A 19,998-nucleotide genomic window follows, 5' to 3' on the forward strand; every position below is an offset into this window, starting at 1 on the left:
ATGTCCCGACTCAATCCCCGGCAACAGGAAGCCGTGAACTACGTCGGCGGCCCTCTTTTGGTGCTCGCCGGTGCCGGTTCCGGCAAGACCAGCGTGATCACCCGCAAGATTGCGCACCTGATCCAGAACTGTGGCATCCGCGCCCAGTACATCGTCGCCATGACCTTTACCAACAAGGCGGCGCGCGAGATGAAAGAGCGGGTCGGCACCTTGCTCAAAGGCGGCGAAGGACGTGGTCTGACGGTATCGACGTTTCACAACCTGGGCCTGAATATCATCCGCAAGGAGCACACGCGGCTGGGTTACAAACCGGGGTTTTCGATCTTTGACGAGACCGACGTCAAGGCCCTGATGACCGACATCATGCAGAAAGAGTATTCGGGCGACGATGGCGTCGACGAAATCAAGAACATGATTGGCTCGTGGAAAAACGACCTGATCCTGCCCCCAGAGGCACTGGAAAACGCCCGCAACCCCAAGGAACAGACCGCCGCCATCGTCTACACCCACTATCAGCGCACGCTCAAGGCGTACAACGCGGTGGACTTCGATGACCTGATCCTGATGCCGGTCAAGCTGTTCCAGGAACACGCCGACATCCTGGAAAAGTGGCAGAACAAGGTGCGTTACCTGCTGGTAGACGAGTATCAGGACACCAACGCCAGCCAGTACCTGCTGGTGAAACTGCTGATCGGCTCGCGCAACCAGTTCACCGTGGTGGGCGACGATGACCAGTCGATCTACGCCTGGCGCGGTGCGCGGCCGGAAAACCTGATGCTGCTCAAGGACGATTACCCGTCGCTGAAAGTGGTCATGCTGGAGCAGAACTACCGCTCGACCAGCCGCATCCTGCGCTGCGCCAACGTGCTGATCTCGAACAACCCGCACGCTTTCGAAAAGCAACTGTGGTCCGACATGGGCCATGGCGACGAGATCCGGGTAATTCGCTGCCGTAACGAGGACGCCGAAGCCGAGCGCGTGGCGATGGAAATCCTCACCCTGCACCTGCGCACCGACCGGCCTTACAGTGATTTCGCCATCCTCTATCGCGGTAACTACCAGGCCAAGCTGATCGAACTGAAATTGCAGCACCATCAGGTGCCGTATCGCCTGTCGGGCGGCAACAGCTTCTTCGGCCGCCAGGAAGTGAAAGACCTGATGGCCTATTTCCGGCTGCTGGTAAACCCGGATGACGACAACGCCTTCCTGCGCGTGATCAACGTTCCGCGCCGGGAAATCGGCTCGACCACGCTGGAAAAACTCGGCAATTACGCCACCGAGCGCAAGGTGTCGATGTACGCCGCCACCGACGAGATCGGCCTTGGCGAGCATCTGGACAGCCGCTACACCGACCGCTTGCAGCGCTTCAAGCGCTGGATGGATGGCGTGCGCCAGCAATGCGCGCAGAACGACCCCATCGCCGCGCTACGCAGCATGGTCATGGACATTGATTACGAGAACTGGCTGCGCCAGAACAGCTCCAGTGAAAAGGCCGCCGACTACCGGATGAGCAACGTCTGGTTCCTCATCGAAGCGCTGAAAAACACGCTGGAAAAAGACGAAGAAGGCGGCATGACCATCGAGGAAGCCATCGGCAAGCTGGTCTTGCGTGACATGCTCGAACGTCAGCAGGAAGAGGAAGACGGTGCCGAAGGCGTCCAGATGATGACCCTGCACGCGTCCAAGGGTCTGGAGTTTCCTTACGTGTTCATCATGGGGATGGAAGAAGAGATCCTCCCGCACCGCTCCAGCATCGAAGCCGACACCATCGAAGAAGAACGCCGTCTGGCCTACGTGGGCATCACCCGCGCGCGGCAGACCCTGGCGTTTACCTTCGCGGCCAAGCGCAAGCAGTACGGGGAAATCATCGACTGTGCGCCCAGCCGTTTTCTGGATGAACTCCCCCCGGACGATCTGGCCTGGGAAGGTAACGACGACACGCCGACAGAAGTCAAAGCGGTGCGCGGCAACACCGCGCTGGCCGACATTCGTGCCATGCTGAAACGCTAGCCGACACACGAAATTGATCATTTATTGCGCAATGGCGCAGCCAAGGAATTGAAGTGGAAGCACTGCACAAGAAGATTCGCGAAGAAGGCATCGTCCTGTCTGATCAGGTGTTGAAGGTCGATGCGTTTCTCAATCACCAGATCGATCCGGCGTTGATGAAGCAAATCGGCGATGAATTCGCCCGACGGTTTGCCGATGCAGGCGTCACCAAGATCGTGACCATCGAAGCATCCGGTATTGCACCGGCAGTGATGGCAGGCCTGAACATGGGCGTACCGGTGATCTTCGCCCGCAAGCACCAGTCACTGACCCTGACCGAGAACCTGCTGTCGGCCAGTGTGTACTCGTTCACCAAGCAGGTGGAAAGCACCGTAGCCATTTCGCCACGCCATCTGAACAGCAACGACAAGGTGCTGATCATTGATGACTTCCTGGCCAATGGCAAAGCCGCGCAGGCGCTGATCTCAATCATCAAGCAGGCTGGCGCCACCGTTGCCGGGCTGGGGATCGTGATCGAAAAGTCCTTCCAGGGCGGCCGTGCCGAACTGGATGCCCAGGGCTATCACGTTGAATCGCTGGCGCGGGTCGAGTCGCTGGCCGGTGGCGTGGTGACGTTCAGGTAATGCACTCGAGAGCGTCCGGAAATGCATGCCCACGCGAAGCGCTCATCGTTATACACAAGTCCAACCGACTCTCGTGCATTGCGCCATGCCTCGCCCGTGGCGACTGCACATAGAAGCGCTTTTTTATCGCGATGGCACTGGCGACGCAGAGTGCGACGTTAGTGACGGCTGAGTCCTGGCGCTGATCCGGGGGTAGCCTGGCAGGACGCCAGGCTAGCCGCACCGGGCCATGGATGGCCGGTTGCGGCGACCCCCGGATCAGTGCCAGGGCGAAGGAACCCGACGAAGTCGGGCCGGAAACAGGAGCGAGGACTTTGCCTGCTTTGGTCCCTCAAAGTAGGGCGCCGTAAGGGCGCAAAGGTGACTTGGGCCAGAAGCATACATCACTGATGCCTCAGAGCTGCCGTGTGACGCGGAGCGTCACGAAATGCATTACCACGCGGAGCGTGGGAACGAGAATTATCGGGGTGTCAGCCCCATTTTTCGGGCTCATCGAGACTTGTGTATAGCGCTGAGCGCAGAGCATGGGCACGATAGCGTTTTTCCGGACACACCTCTCGTTCCTCACGCTCCAGCGTGGGAATGCCGTTCGTGACGCTCTGCGTCACAGACTCTACGCCGCGCAGTGTGCTTTAGCGTGGAATACCCAGCGCACGCAAGCGCCGGTAAAGGGTGCGCTCGCTCAGCCCCAGCTCTTCGGCCAGTTCACTGCGCGAGCCTTTGAATACGCGCAGGGCGTGAGCGAGCTTCTCCAGGCTGTCGTCCGGGCGGCGATAAGACACGCCGCCCGCCTCGTCATGCCCGCGTACTTCAGCGGGCAAATCCTGCACGCGAATCACGCCGTCATCGGTAAACAGCCGGGCGCGTTCGAGGATGTTGCGCAGTTCGCGGATGTTGCCGGGGTAGCTGTAGAAACTCAGCAGCTTCATCGCGTCGGGATCGACACGCGGCGCGGCACCGGGCGCGATCCGTTGCAGCAGGCTGTCAATCAGCAGCGGCAGGTCTTCGCTGCGTTCGCGCAGGGCTGGCAGACGAATCGGGAAGGCGCTGATGCGGTAGAACAAATCCTGGCGAAAGCTGCCCTCGGCGACCATTTCCTTGAGCGGCTTGTGAGTGGCCGCCACCAGCCGAAAATCGGAATGCACGCTTCTCAGGCTGCCCACCGGACGAAAGCTGCCCGACTCGATCAGCCTCAGCAGCTTGACCTGCATGGCCAGCGGCACTTCGCCGATCTCATCGAGAAACAACGTACCGCCATGCGCGGCTTCAGCCAGGCCGGTCTTGCGCTGCAAGGCGCCGGTGAATGCGCCCTTTTCGTAGCCGAACAGCTCGCTTTCCAGCAGGCTTTCAGTCAGCCCCGTGCAGTCGACCACCACCAGCGGCCCGGCCGACCTTGAGCTGCTGGCATGCAGCGCACGCGCAAACAGTTCTTTGCCGGTGCCGGACTCACCCTGCAACAACACCGGAATCTGCGCCGGCGCAGCGCGTTGCAGGGCGCTCAGCACTTCCTTGAACGCCGCCGAACGCCCCACCAGCCCGCGTTGCTGAGGCTGCACCGACGCCACCGCCACTGAACTCAGCCGCTCGACGTAGGCGATCACGTTGCCCTGATCGTCGAGAATCGGCCGCAGCTCTACATCGACATGCTCAGGGCCGCGTGGCGTGTGGTGAATATGCAGCAGACGTTCCGGCAGCCGGGTCTCATGAGCCTTGCGCATCGGGCAGTGCTCACCGGCCTGATCGCAGGGCACCGCGAACTGATGTGACACTCGATAACACTTCTCGCCAACATGGGGCGTGCCCTCGACGCCAAACTGTCGCTGGTAGGCGGTGTTGGCGGCGATGATGTTGTAGTCGGTGTCCAGCACGATGGTCGGGCGCAGGTCATGTTCCAGGTACGACACCAGCGACTGCATGCGGCTGCCGGGAAAATCGGTGGCGATGACTGACATGATTGCTCCTGAAAACGGGATACGCGCTGACCCGACGGGCTGCCAGTTTATGCCATTGACTGCCAGCTGGCTGCCAATAAATGGCAGTTACGCTGATCTGACTGGCGGCGGGATAAACCAGCGAACGGACCTCACCCTTGCAGTTACTAAGTGGTAAGCGTTTCAGACCGGTTGGCATGCTTATTGAGACTGCAAGGCAACGACTGCCAACCGTCCCGCCTGCCGACGCGGCCTCCGGGCGAGTACAGCCATGGGAATTGCACATGATCATTGGTGAACAGCTTTACGTCGAAGCGTTATTCGACGGCGATACCGGGACCATCAGTTATCTGGTGATGGACCTGGAGAGCAAGCAATGCGCGCTGATCGACAGCGTGCTCGATTACGACCCCAAATCCGGTCGCACACGGACCGAGTCTGCCGACCGCATGATCGGCCGGGTGCGTGCCTTGCAGGCCTCTGTGCAGTGGATTTTCGAAACCCATGTACACGCGGATCACCTGTCGGCGGCGCCTTACCTGAAGCAAAAGCTGGGTGGGCAGACGGTGATCGGCAGCCACATCACGGTCGTGCAGGAAACCTTCGGCGCGCTGTTCAATGCGCAGTCCGATTTTGCGCGCAACGGCAGCCAGTTCGACGTGCTGCTGAACGATGACGCGTCATTCGCCATCGGCACGCTGCAGGTGAAAGCCATGCACACGCCCGGGCATACCCCGGCCTGCATGAGTTATCTGGTGCAGGTTGGCGAAAAGACCGTCGCGTTCGTCGGCGATACGTTGTTCATGCCTGATTACGGCACCGCCCGCTGCGACTTTCCAGGGGCCGATGCACGCACGCTGTATCGCTCGATCCGCAAACTGCTGGCCTTGCCGCCGCAGACCACCCTGTTCATGTGTCACGACTACCTGCCCAACGGCCGGGCGCTGAAATACATGACCACCGTCGCCGAGCAGCGCGCCAGTAATATTCATGTGCATGACGGTGTCGATGAAGACGCCTTCGTCGCCATGCGCGAAGCCCGCGACATGACGCTGGAGATGCCGGTGCTGATGCTGCCGTCGGTGCAGGTCAACATGCGTTGCGGGCACTTTCCGGAGCCGGAAGACAACGGCGTCGTCTATCTGAAGATTCCGCTCAATGCGCTCTGAACCCTGCCCGCTATTGGAAATTCCGCGATGAATGACTCGAGTATTACCTGCCAGATCCTGATTGTCGGTGCGGGTGCTGCCGGCATCTCTACCGCTGCAAGCCTGCTCGCCCGCGATGCTTCGCTGCAGATCACGCTCATCGATCCTGCCGACACCCATTACTACCAGCCAGGTTGGACGATGGTCGGCGCGGGCATCTTTGAAGCGCAATCGACGGCGCGCAGTATGGTCTCGCTGATCCCCGAAGGCGTGCAGTGGATCAAAGCTGCGGTGGCGACGTTCGAGCCTCAGGACAATGCACTGACGCTGGAAGACGGACGCACCATTGGCTATCAGCAACTGGTGGTCTGCCCCGGTCTGAAGCTGGACTGGGCTGCCATCGACGGCCTGGTCGAGACCCTCGGCGCCAATGGCGTGACGTCCAATTACCGCTTTGACCTGGCGCCGTACACCTGGCAGCTGGTGCAGAACCTGAAACAGGGCCGCGCGCTGTTCACCCAGCCGCCCATGCCGATCAAGTGCGCAGGCGCGCCGCAGAAGGCCATGTACCTGTCCTGCGATCATTGGCTGAAAGCCGGTCGGCTTGCGCAGATCAATACGCAGTTCTACAACGCGGGTGGCGTGCTGTTTGGCGTCGCGGACTATGTACCTGCGCTGATGAGCTACGTGGATCGCTACGCCATCGACCTCAAGTTCAGTCATCGGCTGGTGGCAGTCGACGGGCCGGGTAAACGCGCCACCTTCATTCGGAGCCAGCCTGACGGCAGCAGCGATACTGTCGAACAAAGCTTTGACATGCTGCATGTGGTGCCACCGCAGATTGCGCCCGATTTCATTCGCAGCAGCCCGCTCGCCGACGCGGCTGGCTGGGTAGACGTGGACCCTGCCACGCTGCGGCATCGGCAGTTCGCCAATGTTCACGGGCTGGGCGATGCCACCAACACCAGTAACGCCAAGACCGCGGCGGCAGCACGCAAGCAGGCGCCGGTGGTGGCTAACAATGTGCTGGTCGCGTTGGGTCGCCTGAGTGAAGCGGCTGAATATGACGGCTATGGCTCCTGCCCGCTGACCGTCGAGAAAGGCAGGATCGTACTCGCCGAGTTCACATACGGCGGCAAGGTTGCACCGAGTTTCCCGAGCTGGTTGCTGGATGGACGCAAGCCCACCCGGCTGGCGTGGTGGTTGAAGGCGCGCGCGTTGCCTGCGATTTACTGGCACGGCATGCTCAAGGGGCGCGAGTGGCTGGCCAGACCGAAAAAGGCTGATGCCCCACATGGTTGAGCATCAACTGTTGGGCGCAGGTCTGGGCGCAATCATTGGCGTGGTACTGGCCTTGACCGGGGCAGGCGGCGGCATCCTCGCGGTACCGTTGCTGGTGTTCGGGCTGGGTTTGACGATTGTCGAAGCCGCACCTGTCGGCCTGCTGGCAGTGGGGCTGGCAGCCGGGGTCGGTGCGGTGTTGGGCCTGCGTCAGGGCATCGTCCGCTATCGGGCTGCGGGTTACATCGCCGGTATCGGCGTGCTTGTGGCGCCGCTCGGTCTATGGCTCGCCCATCGCTTGCCCAATGCGCCACTGGCGCTGATTTTTTCCGGCGTGTTGCTGTATGCCTGCGGGCGCATGTTCATGAGGGCCAGTCGCGAACTGCGCGACGGCCAACCGGCTGCGCGGTCGGAAACATTGCCTTGCGTGCTCAACCCGCTGCAAGGACGGCTGCGCTGGACCATGCCGTGTCTGCGCGCTCTGACGCTGACCGGCATGGGCTCCGGCTTGCTCTCCGGCCTGCTCGGCGTCGGCGGCGGCTTCGTGATCATTCCGGCATTGACCCGCTACAGCGATCTGGACATGAAAAGCGTTGTGGCGACGTCACTGGCGGTGATCGCGCTGGTCTCGACCGGCAGCGTGATCACCGCGTCGCTGACTGGCGTGATGCACTGGGCGGTGGGCGCTCCGTTTGCGTGCGGCGCGGTACTCGGCCTGATCGGTGGCCGGCAGATCGCCCGCTACCTGGCCGGTCCTCGTCTGCAGCAGCTGTTTGCTGCATGCGGGATCGGCGCTGCGGTTATGTTGGTGTTTTCAGTGGTGTAGCTGGCGACGACCCTCTTGCCAATGCTCCGCGTCCTGCTCCCACACAAAGCCCCGGATCGTCGTAAGAATCCCCGAACCGTAGGAGCGAACTTGTTCGCGAAGAGGGCGGTGCAGCCCCCGAAAATGAGGCGCTTGAACCATTGCCTTCGCGAGCAAGCTCGCACAAAGTCCCGGATCGTCGCGAAAATCCCCGAACCGTAGGAGCGAACTTGTTCGCGAAGAGGCCGGTGCCGCCGCTAAAAACCTGCTGATATCCGTTAATCCGCCTTCGCGAGCAAGCGCAACGTCGCCCGGCTCGCTTGCATTGGAGTCAGGCAGGACTCACCCCGTCAGTCCGGTCGTGTTCTGCAATCCGGCCAGCAGCAAGCGTTGATACAACTCCTCGCGCAGGCCCTGCGGATTGTCCAGTTGCATGCGCTGCAGATGCTGCTGGAAGGCTTCCGGATCGGGGGCGTCGAGGGTGGCTTTGCCCAGATCGAGAATCTCGCTCAGCTTGAGTTTGCTTTTCAGCCAGTTCAGCGCGCGCAGCAGGTCGCGTTCTTCGGGCGTGAAGTCGCAGCCCAGGGGGTATTCGGTAAACAGTGACGGGTAATGCGTTGCGACGTCCCGCAGGCGCTCCGGCGTGTTCTGCGTGAAGCGCGGGTCGAGCTGGAAATCCTTGGGCAGCTTGCCCGCCTTCTGCGCCTGCTCGATCAGGCCGGGCTGAAAGCGTGAATCGCTGATGTTCAGAATACGCTCGATTACCGTCGCGTCGGTCTGGCCACGCAGATCGGCGATGCCGTACTCGGTGACGACGATATCGCGCAGGTGCCGGGGGATCGTCGTATGGCCGTACTGCCAGACGATGTTGGAACTCACTTCACCACCCGATTCACGCCAGCTGCGCAGCATCAGAATCGAACGCGCGCCTTCCAGGGCATGGGCCTGAGCGACAAAGTTGTATTGGCCGCCAACACCGCTGAGCACTCTGCCGTCTTCCAGTTGATCGGCCACTGCCGCGCCCATCAGGGTGACGGTGAATGCACTGTTGATGAAGCGTGCATCGCGGCGTTGCAGGCGCTTGAGGTCTTCCTGGCCGTACAGCTCGTTGATGTAGCTGATGGCGGTCATGTTGAACTGCGCCAGTCGCTCGGCCGGCAGCTCGCGCAGGCGCTCGTAGAAACTCGACGGTCCAAGGAAAAACCCGCCATGCACGACCACGCCGTCCGGATGTGCGTCTTCGTCCAGGGTGCCCATATTGGCCAGTCGTTGCAGCTCTGCATCGGCATACACTTTGCGCCGCACGATCCCGGCATCGGCCAGCACCAGCAGGCCGTTGACGAACATTTCGCTACACCCGTAAAGCCCGCTGGCAAACGGCTGTGTACCGCCTTCGCGGTCGATCAGAATCTGCCAGTTGCTCATGTTCAGGTCGGCCAGCAGGCTGCGCCAGGTTTCGTTGTCGGCCTGCCGCGCCAGCAAGGCACCGGTCAGCGCATCGCCCATCGAGCCAATACCGATCTGCAACGTCCCGCCGTCGCGCACCAGCGTGCTGGTATGCAAGCCGATCAGGTGATCCTGATATCCCACTGGCATGTTGGGCGTGGAAAACAGCGTGCTGCGCTCGTCTTCGTCCAGCAGCAGGTCGAAGGCCTCGACGTCGAGCTCCGAGTCACCCGGCATGTACGGCAGGTCGACGTGGACCTGGCCGAGCATCAGGATGATTTCCCCGGCGGCCCGTCGTTTGGCGATCATCGGCAACAGGTCGAGGGTCACGTCCGGATTGCAGCTCAGGCTCAGCTTGCCCGGTCGTTGATCATCACGCGCCACCAGTTGCGCGACCAGGTTCAGACCGTTGGCGTTGATGTCGCGCGCGGCATGGCTGTAGTTGCTGCTGACGTAGTCCTGTTGGGCGGGCGCGCTGTCGAGCAGGCTGCCCGGCTGCAAGAAGAACTGCTGGACGTGAATGTTGGGAGGCAGTTTGTCGCGACGTAGCGCGGCGAGGTAGTCAAGTTCCGGGTAGTCACCGAAGGTCCGTTCCAGGAACGGTTCCAGAAACCGCGCCTGCAAACCTTCACCAGGCATGGGGCGGCCGAGCGTCAAAGCGGTGTAGATCGTCAGGCGTCGTTCGGGCAACTGGCTGATGCGTTGGTACAGCGCGTTGACGAACCGATTGGGCTTGCCGAGGCCCAGCGGCATGCCGAGGTGGATATGCTCGGGTAACTGCGCCAGAACGTGGTCGACGGCTTGCTGGATGGAACAGGAATACGGCATCCAAGCTCTCCTGAATTATTATTGGGTGCAGGTTGGACCGGTGACGAAGCAAAAGTGCTGCATGCTCGACACGCAGAGCATCATCTCCCTCTCGTTCCAGCGTTATATACACGTCCAGCTGACTCTCGTGCCAATGCTCCGCGTTGGTATGCATTGGGTGACGTTCCGCGTCACACATCTGCAGCCTGGCGCGGTATCAAGCGCAAAGAAGTCTCAGGCTTTGGCGCTGCCTGTATATCGGGCCGGGTTGAGTGATGCGTCATGGCTGCAATGTGACGCAGAGCGTCACGAAATGCATTACCACGCGGAGTGGTATGACCCCCGAAGGTTGGATACAACCTTTGGAGGCATCATGGGTAGATATACAGAACAGGCAAAACTCGCGGCCGTGCAGGAATATTGTGCCGGCAAGGCCGGTTTGAGGGATGTTGCACATCGCCACGATGTGGATTTTTCCTGTCTTAGGCAGTGGGTTGCGGCCTATCAGATTCATGGCGTAGCGGGCCTGCAAGAGAAAAAACGCCAGCGCTACAGTGACGAGTTCAAGCTGACTGTTTTGAAGCGCATGCATGATGAGCGTTTATCTCTGCGCCAGACAGCGGCCTTGTTCGATATCCGTCAGTTCGGCATCATCGGTCTATGGCAGCGCTATTATGAAGAGGGAGCCTTTGATGCCTCCTCCAAGCCACCCACAAAAGCCGGACGCCCAAGAAAGATGACGACTGCACTTCCCCCTGTGAACGCCCCCTCAATCGACGATGAATCGCGCTCGCGTGACGAGTTGCTTGCCGAGGTGAAGCAACTGCGGATGGAGGTCGACTATCTAAAAAAGCTCGATGCCTTGGCTCAGAAGAAGCAACGAATAGCGCAACAGAAAAAGCGCAAATCGTAACCGAACTGAGACTGGGGCATTCTCTGGATGGCCTGCTGAAGCTTGCCGGTCTGGCGCGCAGCACTTTTTACTATCAACAAAAGGTACTGCAAGCGGGCGATAAGTACGCCGGGCTCAAAGACCTGATTCAGACAGCTTTCTACGAGCATAAAGGCCGGTATGGCTATCGTCGTATCACGGCAGCGTTGCGGCGCGCAGGCCATCTTGTGAACCACAAGACGGTGCAGAAACTGATGGGGCAGCTAGGCCTGAAGAGCCTGGTGCGTGTGAAGAAATACCGTTCTTACAAGGGCGAAGTAGGCAAGGCTGCGCCCAACATTCTCAAGCGTGATTTCAAGGCCCAACACCTTAATGAAAAATGGGCCACGGACGTGACCGAGTTCAAAGTGGGAGGCCAGAAGCTCTATCTGTCGCCCATCATGGATCTGTACAACGGCGAAATCATTTCCTATGCAATCGCCAGGCGCCCGCTGTACTCCATGGTCGACGAAATGCTTGAAGGAGCGTTCAAGAAGCTTGAGCCGCATGAAAAGCCTATTTTGCACTCAGACCAGGGCTGGCAATATCGGATGCCTGTTTACCAACGATTACTCAATGAGCATTCGATCACATGCAGCATGTCGCGCAAGGGCAACTGCTACGACAACGCGGCTATGGAAAGTTTTTTTGGCACGCTGAAGTCCGAGTTTTTCTATCTGAACAAATTTAACGATCTGGATGAGCTTCATGCCGGCATCGACGAGTACATTGAGTATTACAATCACTCACGCATCAAACTGAAACTTAACGGCCTGAGCCCTGTGGAATACAGAATGCAGGCCGCTCAGGCAGCGTAGAGATAATCGTCCAACCTTCGGGGGTCATACCAGAGCGTGGGAACGAGAATCTACGCTTACTTCAGCCCGGACATGCTCTGAATGGCGCTCTTCAGTTCGTCGTTGGTGCAATCGCCGCAGGTGCCTTTCGGCGGCATGATGCCGATGCCTTTTATAGTGCTGGCCAGCAGACCATCGAGGCCGCCGGTTTTTTGCGCGCGTGCTTCCCAGGCTTGGGTATCGCCGATCTTCGGCGCGTTGAGCAGGCCTACGCTGTGACAGGCGACGCAATGGGCGGCGATGATGCCGTCAGGGTCTCGGGCGGTATCGGCGGCTTGCACGTTGAAGGCCCACAACGTCAGAACGACTGCGATGCTCAGAATCTTGCGGGTCAGTCTCACGCTGCACTCATCGCGAAGGCGCTCAGAAATTGGCAGGCGTCGCGGCGCTGATCAAGCGCGCCGGGACGTCGAACGGGTTGCGAAAGCGATGCGGCCGGGTGCTTTCGAAATAATAGCTGTCGCCCGCTTCGAGCACGTAGGTATCGAGTCCGACCACCAGCTCAAGCCGCCCTTCCACGAGGATGCCGGTTTCTTCGCCCTCGTGAACCAGCATTTCTTCGCCGGTATCGGCACCCGGCGGATAGGTTTCCGTGAGGAAGGCGATGGCGCGGCCCTGATGCGACTTGCCGACCAGCTTCATGGTTACGGCACCGTCCGAGATATCGATCAACTCACTGGCCTTGTAGACCACTTGAGCCGAATTCTCCGGAACGGTCTCTTCCGAGAAGAATTCGACCATGGACATGGGGATGCCGCTCAGTACCTTGCGCAGGGAGCTGATCGAAGGGCTGACGCTGTTTTTCTCGATCATGGAGATGGTGCTGTTGGTCACGCCTGCCCGTTTGGCGAGTTCACGCTGGGACAGGCCCTTGAGCTTGCGGATCGATTGCAGCCGTTCACCCACGTCCAATGCGGTATTCCCTCAGTCTTTGTCAGGTCAAGTCGGTATGAACGCCATCATGGCAACAGCGTTCAATATTTACAACAGTTCGACAGGCACCGACGCAGCCAGGGAGCCGCAAGAATGATCAGCAATCAGTGTTCGGAATAGATCCGCGGGACTCGCCGCAGGTTGCAGAATATCTGGTAAGGAATCGTGCCTGCCTGCGCAGCGACTTCGCTGGCCGGCACTGCTTTGCCCCACAGCTCGACCCGACTGCCGATACCAGCCTGCGGCAGGTGGGTCAGGTCTACGCAGAGCATGTCCATGGATACCCGGCCAACCAGTGTTGAGCGTTGGCCGTCGATCTGCACCGGCGTCCCGCTCGGGGCATGGCGCGGATAACCGTCGGCATAACCCATCGCAACCGCGCCGATACGCGATGGCTTGTCGGTGACGAACGTTGCGCCGTAGCCGACGGCTGCACCGGCTGGCAGCTCGCGGACGCTGATGATCTTCGATTCCAGGGTCATGACCGGTTGCAGGCGGTCGGCAAGGGGCTGCGCCTGATCGAACGGTGTCGCTCCGTACAGCATGATGCCGGTGCGCGACCAGTCACTGGGGATTTTCGGCCAGCCCATCACCGCCGGAGAATTCTTCAGGCTGGTCTCCGCCGCCAGCCCCTGGCAGGTGGTTTCGAAAACGGCGCACTGTGCTGCGCTCGACGGGCTGTTCAGCTCGTCCGCGCAGGCGAAGTGGGTCATCAATACGATCTTCGCCACCTTACCGGTTGTCAGCAGGCGTTGATACGCCGCGCGATACTCGGACGGATGCAGGCCGACGCGGTGCATGCCGGTGTCGAGCTTGAGCCAGACCGTCAGCGGCTTGCCTGGGTGTGCCCGTTCGATGGCGTCCAGTTGCCAGGGCGAATGCACGACTGTCCAGAAGTCATGCTCGACAATCAGGGCCAGCTCGTCGGCCTCGAAAAACCCTTCCAGCAGCAGAATCGGCGCGCGGATACCCGCCGCCCGCAGTTCGAGCGCTTCTTCGATGCAGGCCACTGCAAAACCGTCGGCCTGCGCCTCCAGTGTCTGGGCCACACGCACTGCGCCGTGACCGTAGGCGTCGGCCTTGATCACCGCGAGGGCTTTGCCACCGCTGCTTTCACGGGCCAGTTGATAGTTGTGGCGCAGTGCCTGGAGATCGATAAGGGCGCGGGCTGGACGCATGGTGACGTTGATCGCCTGAAGAAAGTGAGCAGAGGAAAGTGCCCGACGCGGTATACCGCTCGCCGGGCAGGTGTGCAACGTTATGGCAGCGCAGCAACCACCGACAGTTCGACGAGGATTTCCGGCTCGCACAACCTGGCTTCGACCGTCGCACGCGCAGGGGCGAAGCCTTTGGGCAGCCACTTGTCCCATACGCTGTTCATGCCAGCGAAGTGAGCATCGATGTCTTTCAGGTAAATGGTCACCGACAGAATGCGTGTCTTGTCGGTGCCGGCCAGATCGAGCAAGCGCTCGATGCTGTTCAGGACTTCTTTGGTCTGCTGCTCGACACCCGCAGTCAGGTCATCGCCCACCTGGCCCGACAGATACACGGTGCCATTGTGGACAACCACCTGACTCATGCGCTCATTGGTGAGCTGGCGCTGGATTGACATGCTTTGCATTCTCCTGGGTGTTGCCATAGCGAGAGATATCGAGACCTTCGGCACTGATTCGAGGCGTCTTGCAGGCAATCAGATCGGCCAGCAGGCGGCCGGAACCGCACGCCATCGTCCAGCCCAGCGTGCCGTGACCGGTATTGAGGAACAGGTTACGGAACGCTGTGGCACCTACGATCGGCGTGCCGTCGGGCGTTGTCGGACGCAACCCGGTCCAGAAACTGGCCTGGGTCAGGTCGCCGCCCTGAGGATAGAGGTCACCGACGATCATCTCCAGTGTTTCGCGTCGACGTGGATTGAGCGACAGATCAAAGCCGGCGATTTCTGCCATGCCGCCGACCCGGATGCGGTTGTCGAAGCGGGTGATGGCCACCTTGTAGGTTTCATCGAGAATGGTCGACGTCGGCGCCATGTCAGGGCGGGTGATCGGCACGGTCAGCGAGTAGCCCTTGAGCGGGTACACCGGGGCTTTGATGCCCAGTGGCTTGAGCAGCTGTGGCGAATAACTGCCGAGCGCCAGCACATAGCGGTCGGCTGTTTCCAGCTGGCCATCGATCCATACGCCGTTGATGCGGTCGCCGGCGTGGTCGAGGCGCTCGATGTTCTGTCCGTAACGGAACTCGACGCCCAGCGCTATCGCCATCTCGGCCAGCCGGGTCGTGAACAACTGGCAATCGCCGGTCTGGTCGTTGGGCAGGCGCAGTGCGCCGCTGAGGATACCGGTGACACCCGCCAGCGCGGGCTCGACCCGGGCGATGCCTGCGCGATCGAGCAATTCATAAGGAACACCCGACTGCTCCAGCACGGCAATGTCCTTGGCGGCATTGTCCAGTTGCGCCTGGGTGCGGAACAGCTGGGTGGTGCCCAGGCGGCGACCTTCGTAGGCAATACCGGTCTCGATGCGCAGTTCGTCGAGGCAATCGCGGCTGTACTCGGACAGACGCACCATGCGCTCTTTGTTGACGGCATAGCGGCTGGCCGTGCAGTTGCGCAGCATTTGCGCCATCCACAGGTACTGATCGATATCCGCGGTGGCTTTGATTGCCAGCGGGGAATGGCGCTGCAACAGCCATTTGATGGCTTTCAGCGGCACACCCGGCGCAGCCCAGGGCGAGGCATAGCCCGGCGAGACCTGACCGGCGTTGGCGAAGCTGGTTTCCATGCCCGCTGCAGGCTGACGGTCAACCACAGTCACCTGGAAGCCGGCACGCGCCAGATAGTAAGCACTGGTCGTACCGATCACACCACTGCCAAGGACCAGAACACGCATGTCGATAACCTCATCGCGGATATCCGCTGATATTTCGAAGTTTTAAGCAAGAATGTGCGCAGTATATTGAGCAATAGGCAGTGCTTCTCACTGTATAAACATTTATATTCAGCGTTTATTCACGGCCAACAACGCTTTGCCAGAGGGGAATGTACCCGTGCGCACTCAACACCAGTCAAACCGCGAGCTGGACAAGATCGACCGCAATATCCTGCGCATCCTGCAAGCGGACGGGCGCATCTCGTTCACCGAGCTGGGCGAGCGGGTCGGCCTCTCGACCACACCCTGTACGGAACGGGTCCGCCGGCTGGAACGCGAAGGGATCATCATGGGCTACAACGCCCGCCTGAACCCGCAAAGCCTCAAGGCCAGCCTGCTGGTATTCGTGGAAATCAGCCTGGATTACAAGTCCGGCGATACGTTCGAAGAGTTCCGCCGCGCCGTGCTCAAGCTGCCGCATGTACTGGAGTGCCATCTGGTGTCCGGCGACTTTGATTATCTGGTCAAGGCGCGGATTTCCGAGATGGCGTCCTATCGCAAACTGCTGGGCGACATCCTGCTCAAGCTCCCTCACGTGCGCGAGTCGAAGAGCTATATCGTGATGGAAGAAGTGAAAGAGAGCCTGAACCTGCCGATTGCCGACTGATGTCGCAGGCCCGGGTTACACCAGTACCTGTCGGGTCGACGCCATGTACTGGTGAATCTGTTTCTCGACCCGCGGATGGATCAGTTCGACCGGGCGACGGCCGTTGGGGCATGGCAGGCTTGCAGTGGTGCCAAACAGACGGCAGATCAGCGGACGCTCTTCATACACCGTGCAGCCCTGCGGGCCGAGGTGCACACAGTTGAGTTCGTCCAGCGCGGCTTCCTGCTCGGCGGCAGTCTTGCGCGGCAGGCGTGACATTTCTTCGGAGGACGTCGTGACCGGGCCGCAGCAGTCATGACAGCCAGGTACGCACTCGAACGAGGGAATCTGACGTCGTAAATCGAGGACTTTTTGACGGTTGCAGCTCATTGAATTGACCACCTGGACGCAATGCCGGGAGTTTGCCTCAGTTGGCAGGCGCATGACAGCGGCTTATCCTCCAGACCACCCAGACGCCGCCAACAGGACAAATCCATGAACGCCCGCGTTCAGCAGCCAGCCCGTCACGACTCGCACACCGCTTCCTATTACGCCGCCAGCAGCCATCCGCAAGCGGATCATCCTGCGCTGCAAGGCGACTTGAAGGTGGATGTGTGCGTGGTGGGCGGCGGATTTTCCGGGCTCAACACCGCCATCGATCTGGCTGAACGAGGCTTCAGCGTCGCCCTGCTGGAAGCCCGCAAGATCGGCTGGGGCGCCAGCGGGCGCAATGGCGGTCAGTTGATTCGCGGCGTCGGGCATGGCGTCGAGCAATTTGCCAACGTCATCGGCAGCGAAGGTGTGCGTCAGCTCAAGCTGCTGGGCATTGAAGCGGTCGAGATAGTCCGCCAGCGTATTGCCAGGCATGGCATCGATTGCGACCTGAAATGGGGTTATTGCGATCTGGCCAACAAACCGCGTGACCTGATCAGCCTCGCCGAAGATGCGGATGAGCTGCGCAGCCTGGGCTATCGCCACGAGCTGAAACTGTTGCAACCCGATCAGATGCACAGTGTGGTGGGTTCCACGCGCTATGTCGGCGGGCTGATCGACATGGGTTCGGGGCATCTGCATCCGTTGAATCTGGCGCTGGGCGAAGCGGCTGTTGCGCAGTCGCTGGGCGTGCAGGTGTTCGAGCATTCCGCTGTGACCCGCATCGACTATGGCCCGCAGGTCAAAGTGCACACGGCGCAAGGTGCGGTATCGGCGACAACCCTGGTGCTGGGCTGCAATGCGTATCTCAATGACCTGAACCCGGAAATCAGCGGCAAAGTGTTACCTGCGGGCAGTTACATCATTGCGACCGAGCCTCTGAGCGAGGCGCAGGCCTGCGAGTTGCTGCCGCAGGACATGGCGGTCTGCGATCAGCGCGTGACGGTGGATTATTACCGATTGTCCGCCGACCGCCGCTTGCTGTTCGGCGGTGCCTGCCATTATTCCGGGCGTGACCCGAACGATATTGCGGCCTACATGCGACCGAAGATGCTGGATGTGTTTCCGCAACTGGCCAGTGTGAAGATCGATTATCAGTGGGGCGGTATGATCGGTATCGGTGCCAATCGCCTGCCGCAGATCGGCCAACTCAAGCAGCACCCGAACGTGTTCTACGCCCAGGCTTACTCGGGGCACGGCCTGAATGCCACGCACCTGGCGGGTCGTCTGCTGGCCGAAGCCATCGCCGGGCAGCATAGCGATGGCTTCGAGTTGTTCGCCAGCGTGCCGCACATGACCTTCCCCGGCGGCAAGCACTTGCGCTCTCCGTTACTGGCGCTGGGCATGCTCTGGCATCGACTCAAAGAGCTGCGCTGAACGCTCACGTTCTCCAGAAAGGCTTCAGTGCCTCGGCTCTGGCCTGCTGGAAATCAAGACCGATATCGCGCAGTTGATCGTCGGTCATCTCCAGCAAGGTGCGGCGCGATGCCCAGCGGTGTTGATACAGCGCCCAGCGGCTCATGCCCGTCAGCAGATCAGCCTTCTCGGCACGGGCCGTCGTGAGGTGCTTCGGCCGGTATTCATTCAGTTCCTGACTGTGAAGCGCTAGGCGTACATCGCTGAACCCGTTCATTTACGGTTCCCTCATCCTGGGTGGGTGTGGGTTCATGATGAAACGGATAGCTAAACCATTACAGATTCAAAAACTATTTATATTTTCCATACAGACAGTTTGAAATCCTGACTGAATGCTATATTTTGGCTTCATCTGTATGGTCCAGACGTTCATAAAATTCAAGAGTACGCCATGACGCTCTATGTCAATCTTGCCGAGCTGCTCGGCTCGCGCATCGAAAACGGCTTTTATCGTCCTGGCGACCGCTTGCCTTCCGTGCGCGCCTTGAGCGTCGAACATGGCGTCAGCCTGAGTACCGTGCAGCAAGCCTATCGAGTGCTGGAAGACAACGGGCTCGCCTCGCCGAAACCCAAGTCCGGGTATTTCGTGTCGGTGAGCAAGCGGGCACCCGCGCTGCCCGCTGTCGGGCGCCCGGTACAGCGGCCTGTGGATATCTCGCAATGGGACCAGGTGCTGGATCTGATTCGGGTTGCGCCTCGCGATGCGGTTACCCAGCTGGGGCGCGGTATGCCTGACGTCACCAGCCCTACCCTCAAGCCGTTGATGCGTGCCCTGGGCCAGTTGAGTCGCCATCAGGACATGCCGGGCCTGTATTACGACAACATCTACGGTGTGCCGAGACTGCGCGAGCAGATCGCCCGTCTGATGCTTGATTCAGGCTGCAACCTGACCGCCAACGACCTGATCATCACGACCGGCTGCCACGAAGCGCTGTCGGCCAGTATTCGCGCCCTTTGTCAGCCGGGTGACATCGTGGCGGTGGATTCGCCGAGCTTCTTTGGCGCCATGCAGACTCTCAAGGGCGTCGGCATGAAAGCCATGGAAATCCCGACCGACCCCTTGACCGGCATCAGCCTGGAGGCGCTGGAACTGGCCCTTGAGCAATGGCCGATCAAGGTCATCCAGCTCACGCCCAATTGCAATAACCCGCTGGGTTACGTGATGCCCGAGGCCCGCAAGCGTGCGTTGTTGAGCCTGGCACAACGCTTTGACGTGGCAATCATCGAGGACGATGTGTATGGCGATCTGGCCTACAACTACCCTCGCCCGCGCACCATCAAGTCCTTCGACGAAGACGGCCGCGTGCTGCTGTGCAGTTCGTTTTCCAAGACCCTCGCGCCCGGATTGCGCGTTGGCTGGGTCGCGCCGGGCCGTTATCTGGAGCAGGTGCTGCACATGAAGTACATCGGCACCGGTTCGACGGCGCCGCAGCCGCAACTGGCGATTGCCGATTTTCTTGAGGGCGGTCATTACGAGCCACACGTCAGGCGTATGCGCGCGCAATACCAGCGCAGTCGCGATCAGATCATCGACTGGGTGATGCGCTACTTTCCCGAAGGCACGCGTGCCAGTCGCCCGCAAGGTGCTTTCCTGCTGTGGGTGGAGCTGCCTGAAGACTTCGACAGCCAGCGCTTGAATCGCGTCTTGCTGGACAAGGGTGTGCAGGTCGCAGTGGGCAGTATTTTTTCGGCGTCGGGCAAGTACCGCAACTGCCTGCGCATGAACTACGCGTCCAAGCCGACGCGGGAAATCGAGAGTGCTGTGCGGATCGTGGGCGAGACAATTTCGTCACTGATTGCGCAAACTGACTGAGCCTGGCAAATCTTTCCCGGTTTTGCGGGTCATATCGCCAAGTCGAGCCATGTCC

Annotated in this window: 18 protein-coding genes; 9 read left to right on the forward strand and 9 right to left on the reverse strand. The window is 60.4% G+C overall.

The genetic code is table 11. The features are described from left to right. Together rep and I9H07_RS00010 are read left to right on the forward strand one after the other, a co-directional pair. Complete coding sequence (gene rep, locus I9H07_RS00005; RefSeq protein ID WP_024672576.1) at nucleotides 1-2,010, forward strand: DNA helicase Rep; 2,010 nt, start codon at nucleotides 1-3, stop codon at nucleotides 2,008-2,010. A 53-nt stretch (nucleotides 2,011-2,063) separates the two neighbouring features. Then, nucleotides 2,064-2,633 carry a xanthine phosphoribosyltransferase gene (locus I9H07_RS00010; RefSeq protein WP_024672577.1) on the forward strand — a complete coding sequence of 190 codons (570 nt, stop codon included), beginning with the start codon at nucleotides 2,064-2,066 and terminating at the stop codon, nucleotides 2,631-2,633. A 632-nt stretch (nucleotides 2,634-3,265) separates the two neighbouring features. On the opposite strand, the gene I9H07_RS00015 is transcribed toward I9H07_RS00010, so the two are convergent. After that, nucleotides 3,266-4,585 (reverse strand): sigma-54 interaction domain-containing protein, encoded by a 1,320-nt coding sequence (locus I9H07_RS00015; RefSeq protein WP_236425160.1) that lies wholly within the window; start codon nucleotides 4,583-4,585, stop codon nucleotides 3,266-3,268. A gap of 263 nt (nucleotides 4,586-4,848) precedes the next feature. Between I9H07_RS00015 and I9H07_RS00020 the strand changes: the two genes are divergently transcribed. Genes I9H07_RS00020 through I9H07_RS00030 form a run of 3 tightly spaced genes read left to right on the forward strand, consistent with a single transcriptional unit; the run spans nucleotide 4,849 to nucleotide 7,819 of the window. Next, nucleotides 4,849-5,733: an MBL fold metallo-hydrolase gene (locus tag I9H07_RS00020; RefSeq protein WP_024675913.1), complete on the forward strand. Its 885-nt coding sequence runs from the start codon at nucleotides 4,849-4,851 to the stop codon at nucleotides 5,731-5,733. Between the two features lie 27 nt (nucleotides 5,734-5,760). Further along, nucleotides 5,761-7,014: an NAD(P)/FAD-dependent oxidoreductase gene (locus I9H07_RS00025; RefSeq protein WP_236425159.1), complete on the forward strand. Its 1,254-nt coding sequence runs from the start codon at nucleotides 5,761-5,763 to the stop codon at nucleotides 7,012-7,014. Then, nucleotides 7,007-7,819 (forward strand): sulfite exporter TauE/SafE family protein, encoded by an 813-nt coding sequence (locus I9H07_RS00030; RefSeq protein WP_236425158.1) that lies wholly within the window; start codon nucleotides 7,007-7,009, stop codon nucleotides 7,817-7,819. Before I9H07_RS00025 ends, I9H07_RS00030 begins: the two co-directional genes overlap by 8 nt. A gap of 321 nt (nucleotides 7,820-8,140) precedes the next feature. Here I9H07_RS00030 and I9H07_RS00035 read toward each other — a convergent pair whose 3' ends face one another. Beyond that, a complete protein-coding gene (locus tag I9H07_RS00035; protein WP_236425781.1) occupies nucleotides 8,141-10,072 on the reverse strand; it encodes an acetyl-CoA hydrolase/transferase C-terminal domain-containing protein in 1,932 nt (643 codons plus the stop codon). A 352-nt stretch (nucleotides 10,073-10,424) separates the two neighbouring features. Between I9H07_RS00035 and I9H07_RS00040 the strand changes: the two genes are divergently transcribed. Further along, nucleotides 10,425-11,800, forward strand: a protein-coding gene (locus tag I9H07_RS00040) for an IS3 family transposase (RefSeq protein ID WP_236425799.1) whose coding sequence is annotated in 2 segments (ribosomal slippage) — nucleotides 10,425-10,896 and nucleotides 10,896-11,800 — 1,377 coding nt in all. Because the reading frame shifts where the segments join, the coding sequence is not laid out codon by codon here. Between the two features lie 56 nt (nucleotides 11,801-11,856). Here I9H07_RS00040 and I9H07_RS00045 read toward each other — a convergent pair. The 5 genes from I9H07_RS00045 to dadA form a co-directional block, all read right to left on the reverse strand. Next, complete coding sequence (locus I9H07_RS00045; protein WP_236423353.1) at nucleotides 11,857-12,180, reverse strand: c-type cytochrome; 324 nt, start codon at nucleotides 12,178-12,180, stop codon at nucleotides 11,857-11,859. A gap of 22 nt (nucleotides 12,181-12,202) precedes the next feature. Then, nucleotides 12,203-12,751, reverse strand: coding sequence for a cupin domain-containing protein (locus I9H07_RS00050; protein WP_007248320.1), 549 nt, complete (start codon nucleotides 12,749-12,751; stop codon nucleotides 12,203-12,205). Between the two features lie 125 nt (nucleotides 12,752-12,876). After that, nucleotides 12,877-13,950 carry an alanine racemase gene (gene alr / locus I9H07_RS00055; RefSeq protein WP_236423351.1) on the reverse strand — a complete coding sequence of 358 codons (1,074 nt, stop codon included), beginning with the start codon at nucleotides 13,948-13,950 and terminating at the stop codon, nucleotides 12,877-12,879. 80 nt (nucleotides 13,951-14,030) lie between these two features. After that, nucleotides 14,031-14,384 (reverse strand): RidA family protein, encoded by a 354-nt coding sequence (locus tag I9H07_RS00060; RefSeq protein WP_024675919.1) that lies wholly within the window; start codon nucleotides 14,382-14,384, stop codon nucleotides 14,031-14,033. Beyond that, on the reverse strand, nucleotides 14,356-15,657 hold the full coding sequence (gene dadA / locus I9H07_RS00065; protein ID WP_058824766.1) for a D-amino acid dehydrogenase: 1,302 nt from the start codon (nucleotides 15,655-15,657) through the stop codon (nucleotides 14,356-14,358). Before dadA ends, I9H07_RS00060 begins: the two co-directional genes overlap by 29 nt. A 157-nt stretch (nucleotides 15,658-15,814) precedes the next feature. On the opposite strand from dadA, the gene I9H07_RS00070 reads away from it, so the two are divergent. Then, nucleotides 15,815-16,303, forward strand: a complete 489-nt coding sequence (locus tag I9H07_RS00070; protein WP_004655323.1) for an Lrp/AsnC ligand binding domain-containing protein — start codon at nucleotides 15,815-15,817, stop codon at nucleotides 16,301-16,303. Between the two features lie 15 nt (nucleotides 16,304-16,318). On the opposite strand, the gene I9H07_RS00075 is transcribed toward I9H07_RS00070, so the two are convergent. Continuing rightward, entirely contained in the window at nucleotides 16,319-16,672 is a 354-nt protein-coding gene (locus I9H07_RS00075; RefSeq protein ID WP_024675921.1) for a YkgJ family cysteine cluster protein, read from the reverse strand. Between the two features lie 105 nt (nucleotides 16,673-16,777). On the opposite strand from I9H07_RS00075, the gene I9H07_RS00080 reads away from it, so the two are divergent. Then, entirely contained in the window at nucleotides 16,778-18,091 is a 1,314-nt protein-coding gene (locus tag I9H07_RS00080) for an NAD(P)/FAD-dependent oxidoreductase (protein ID WP_236423350.1), read from the forward strand. Between the two features lie 4 nt (nucleotides 18,092-18,095). Here I9H07_RS00080 and I9H07_RS00085 read toward each other — a convergent pair whose 3' ends face one another. Beyond that, the gene (locus I9H07_RS00085) at nucleotides 18,096-18,347 is read right to left on the reverse strand and encodes a DUF1127 domain-containing protein (RefSeq protein ID WP_236423348.1); all 252 of its coding nucleotides are present in this window, start codon (nucleotides 18,345-18,347) and stop codon (nucleotides 18,096-18,098) included. Nucleotides 18,348-18,521: 174 nt separating this feature from the next. Here I9H07_RS00085 and I9H07_RS00090 point away from each other — a divergent pair, with 174 nt between their 5' ends. Continuing rightward, nucleotides 18,522-19,943: a PLP-dependent aminotransferase family protein gene (locus tag I9H07_RS00090; RefSeq protein ID WP_024675924.1), complete on the forward strand. Its 1,422-nt coding sequence runs from the start codon at nucleotides 18,522-18,524 to the stop codon at nucleotides 19,941-19,943. The last annotated feature ends 55 nt before the right edge of the window (nucleotides 19,944-19,998 follow it).

It is taken from the genome of Pseudomonas syringae (genome assembly GCF_023278085.1).
GTDB lineage: Bacteria > Pseudomonadota > Gammaproteobacteria > Pseudomonadales > Pseudomonadaceae > Aquipseudomonas > Aquipseudomonas syringae_Q.

What these genes read in the sequence shown, in the direction of transcription:
- rep (WP_024672576.1), top strand. Translation starts at nt 1, where the DNA reads ATGTCCCGACTCAATCCCCGGCAACAGGAAGCCGTGAACTACGTCGGC.
- I9H07_RS00015 (WP_236425160.1), bottom strand. Translation starts at nt 4,585, where the DNA reads ATGTCAGTCATCGCCACCGATTTTCCCGGCAGCCGCATGCAGTCGCTG.
- I9H07_RS00020 (WP_024675913.1), top strand. Translation starts at nt 4,849, where the DNA reads ATGATCATTGGTGAACAGCTTTACGTCGAAGCGTTATTCGACGGCGAT.
- I9H07_RS00025 (WP_236425159.1), top strand. Translation starts at nt 5,761, where the DNA reads ATGAATGACTCGAGTATTACCTGCCAGATCCTGATTGTCGGTGCGGGT.
- I9H07_RS00030 (WP_236425158.1), top strand. Translation starts at nt 7,007, where the DNA reads ATGGTTGAGCATCAACTGTTGGGCGCAGGTCTGGGCGCAATCATTGGC.
- I9H07_RS00035 (WP_236425781.1), bottom strand. Translation starts at nt 10,072, where the DNA reads ATGCCGTATTCCTGTTCCATCCAGCAAGCCGTCGACCACGTTCTGGCG.
- alr (WP_236423351.1), bottom strand. Translation starts at nt 13,950, where the DNA reads ATGCGTCCAGCCCGCGCCCTTATCGATCTCCAGGCACTGCGCCACAAC.
- I9H07_RS00060 (WP_024675919.1), bottom strand. Translation starts at nt 14,384, where the DNA reads ATGTCAATCCAGCGCCAGCTCACCAATGAGCGCATGAGTCAGGTGGTT.
- dadA (WP_058824766.1), bottom strand. Translation starts at nt 15,657, where the DNA reads ATGCGTGTTCTGGTCCTTGGCAGTGGTGTGATCGGTACGACCAGTGCT.
- I9H07_RS00075 (WP_024675921.1), bottom strand. Translation starts at nt 16,672, where the DNA reads ATGAGCTGCAACCGTCAAAAAGTCCTCGATTTACGACGTCAGATTCCC.
- I9H07_RS00080 (WP_236423350.1), top strand. Translation starts at nt 16,778, where the DNA reads ATGAACGCCCGCGTTCAGCAGCCAGCCCGTCACGACTCGCACACCGCT.
- I9H07_RS00085 (WP_236423348.1), bottom strand. Translation starts at nt 18,347, where the DNA reads ATGAACGGGTTCAGCGATGTACGCCTAGCGCTTCACAGTCAGGAACTG.
- I9H07_RS00090 (WP_024675924.1), top strand. Translation starts at nt 18,522, where the DNA reads ATGACGCTCTATGTCAATCTTGCCGAGCTGCTCGGCTCGCGCATCGAA.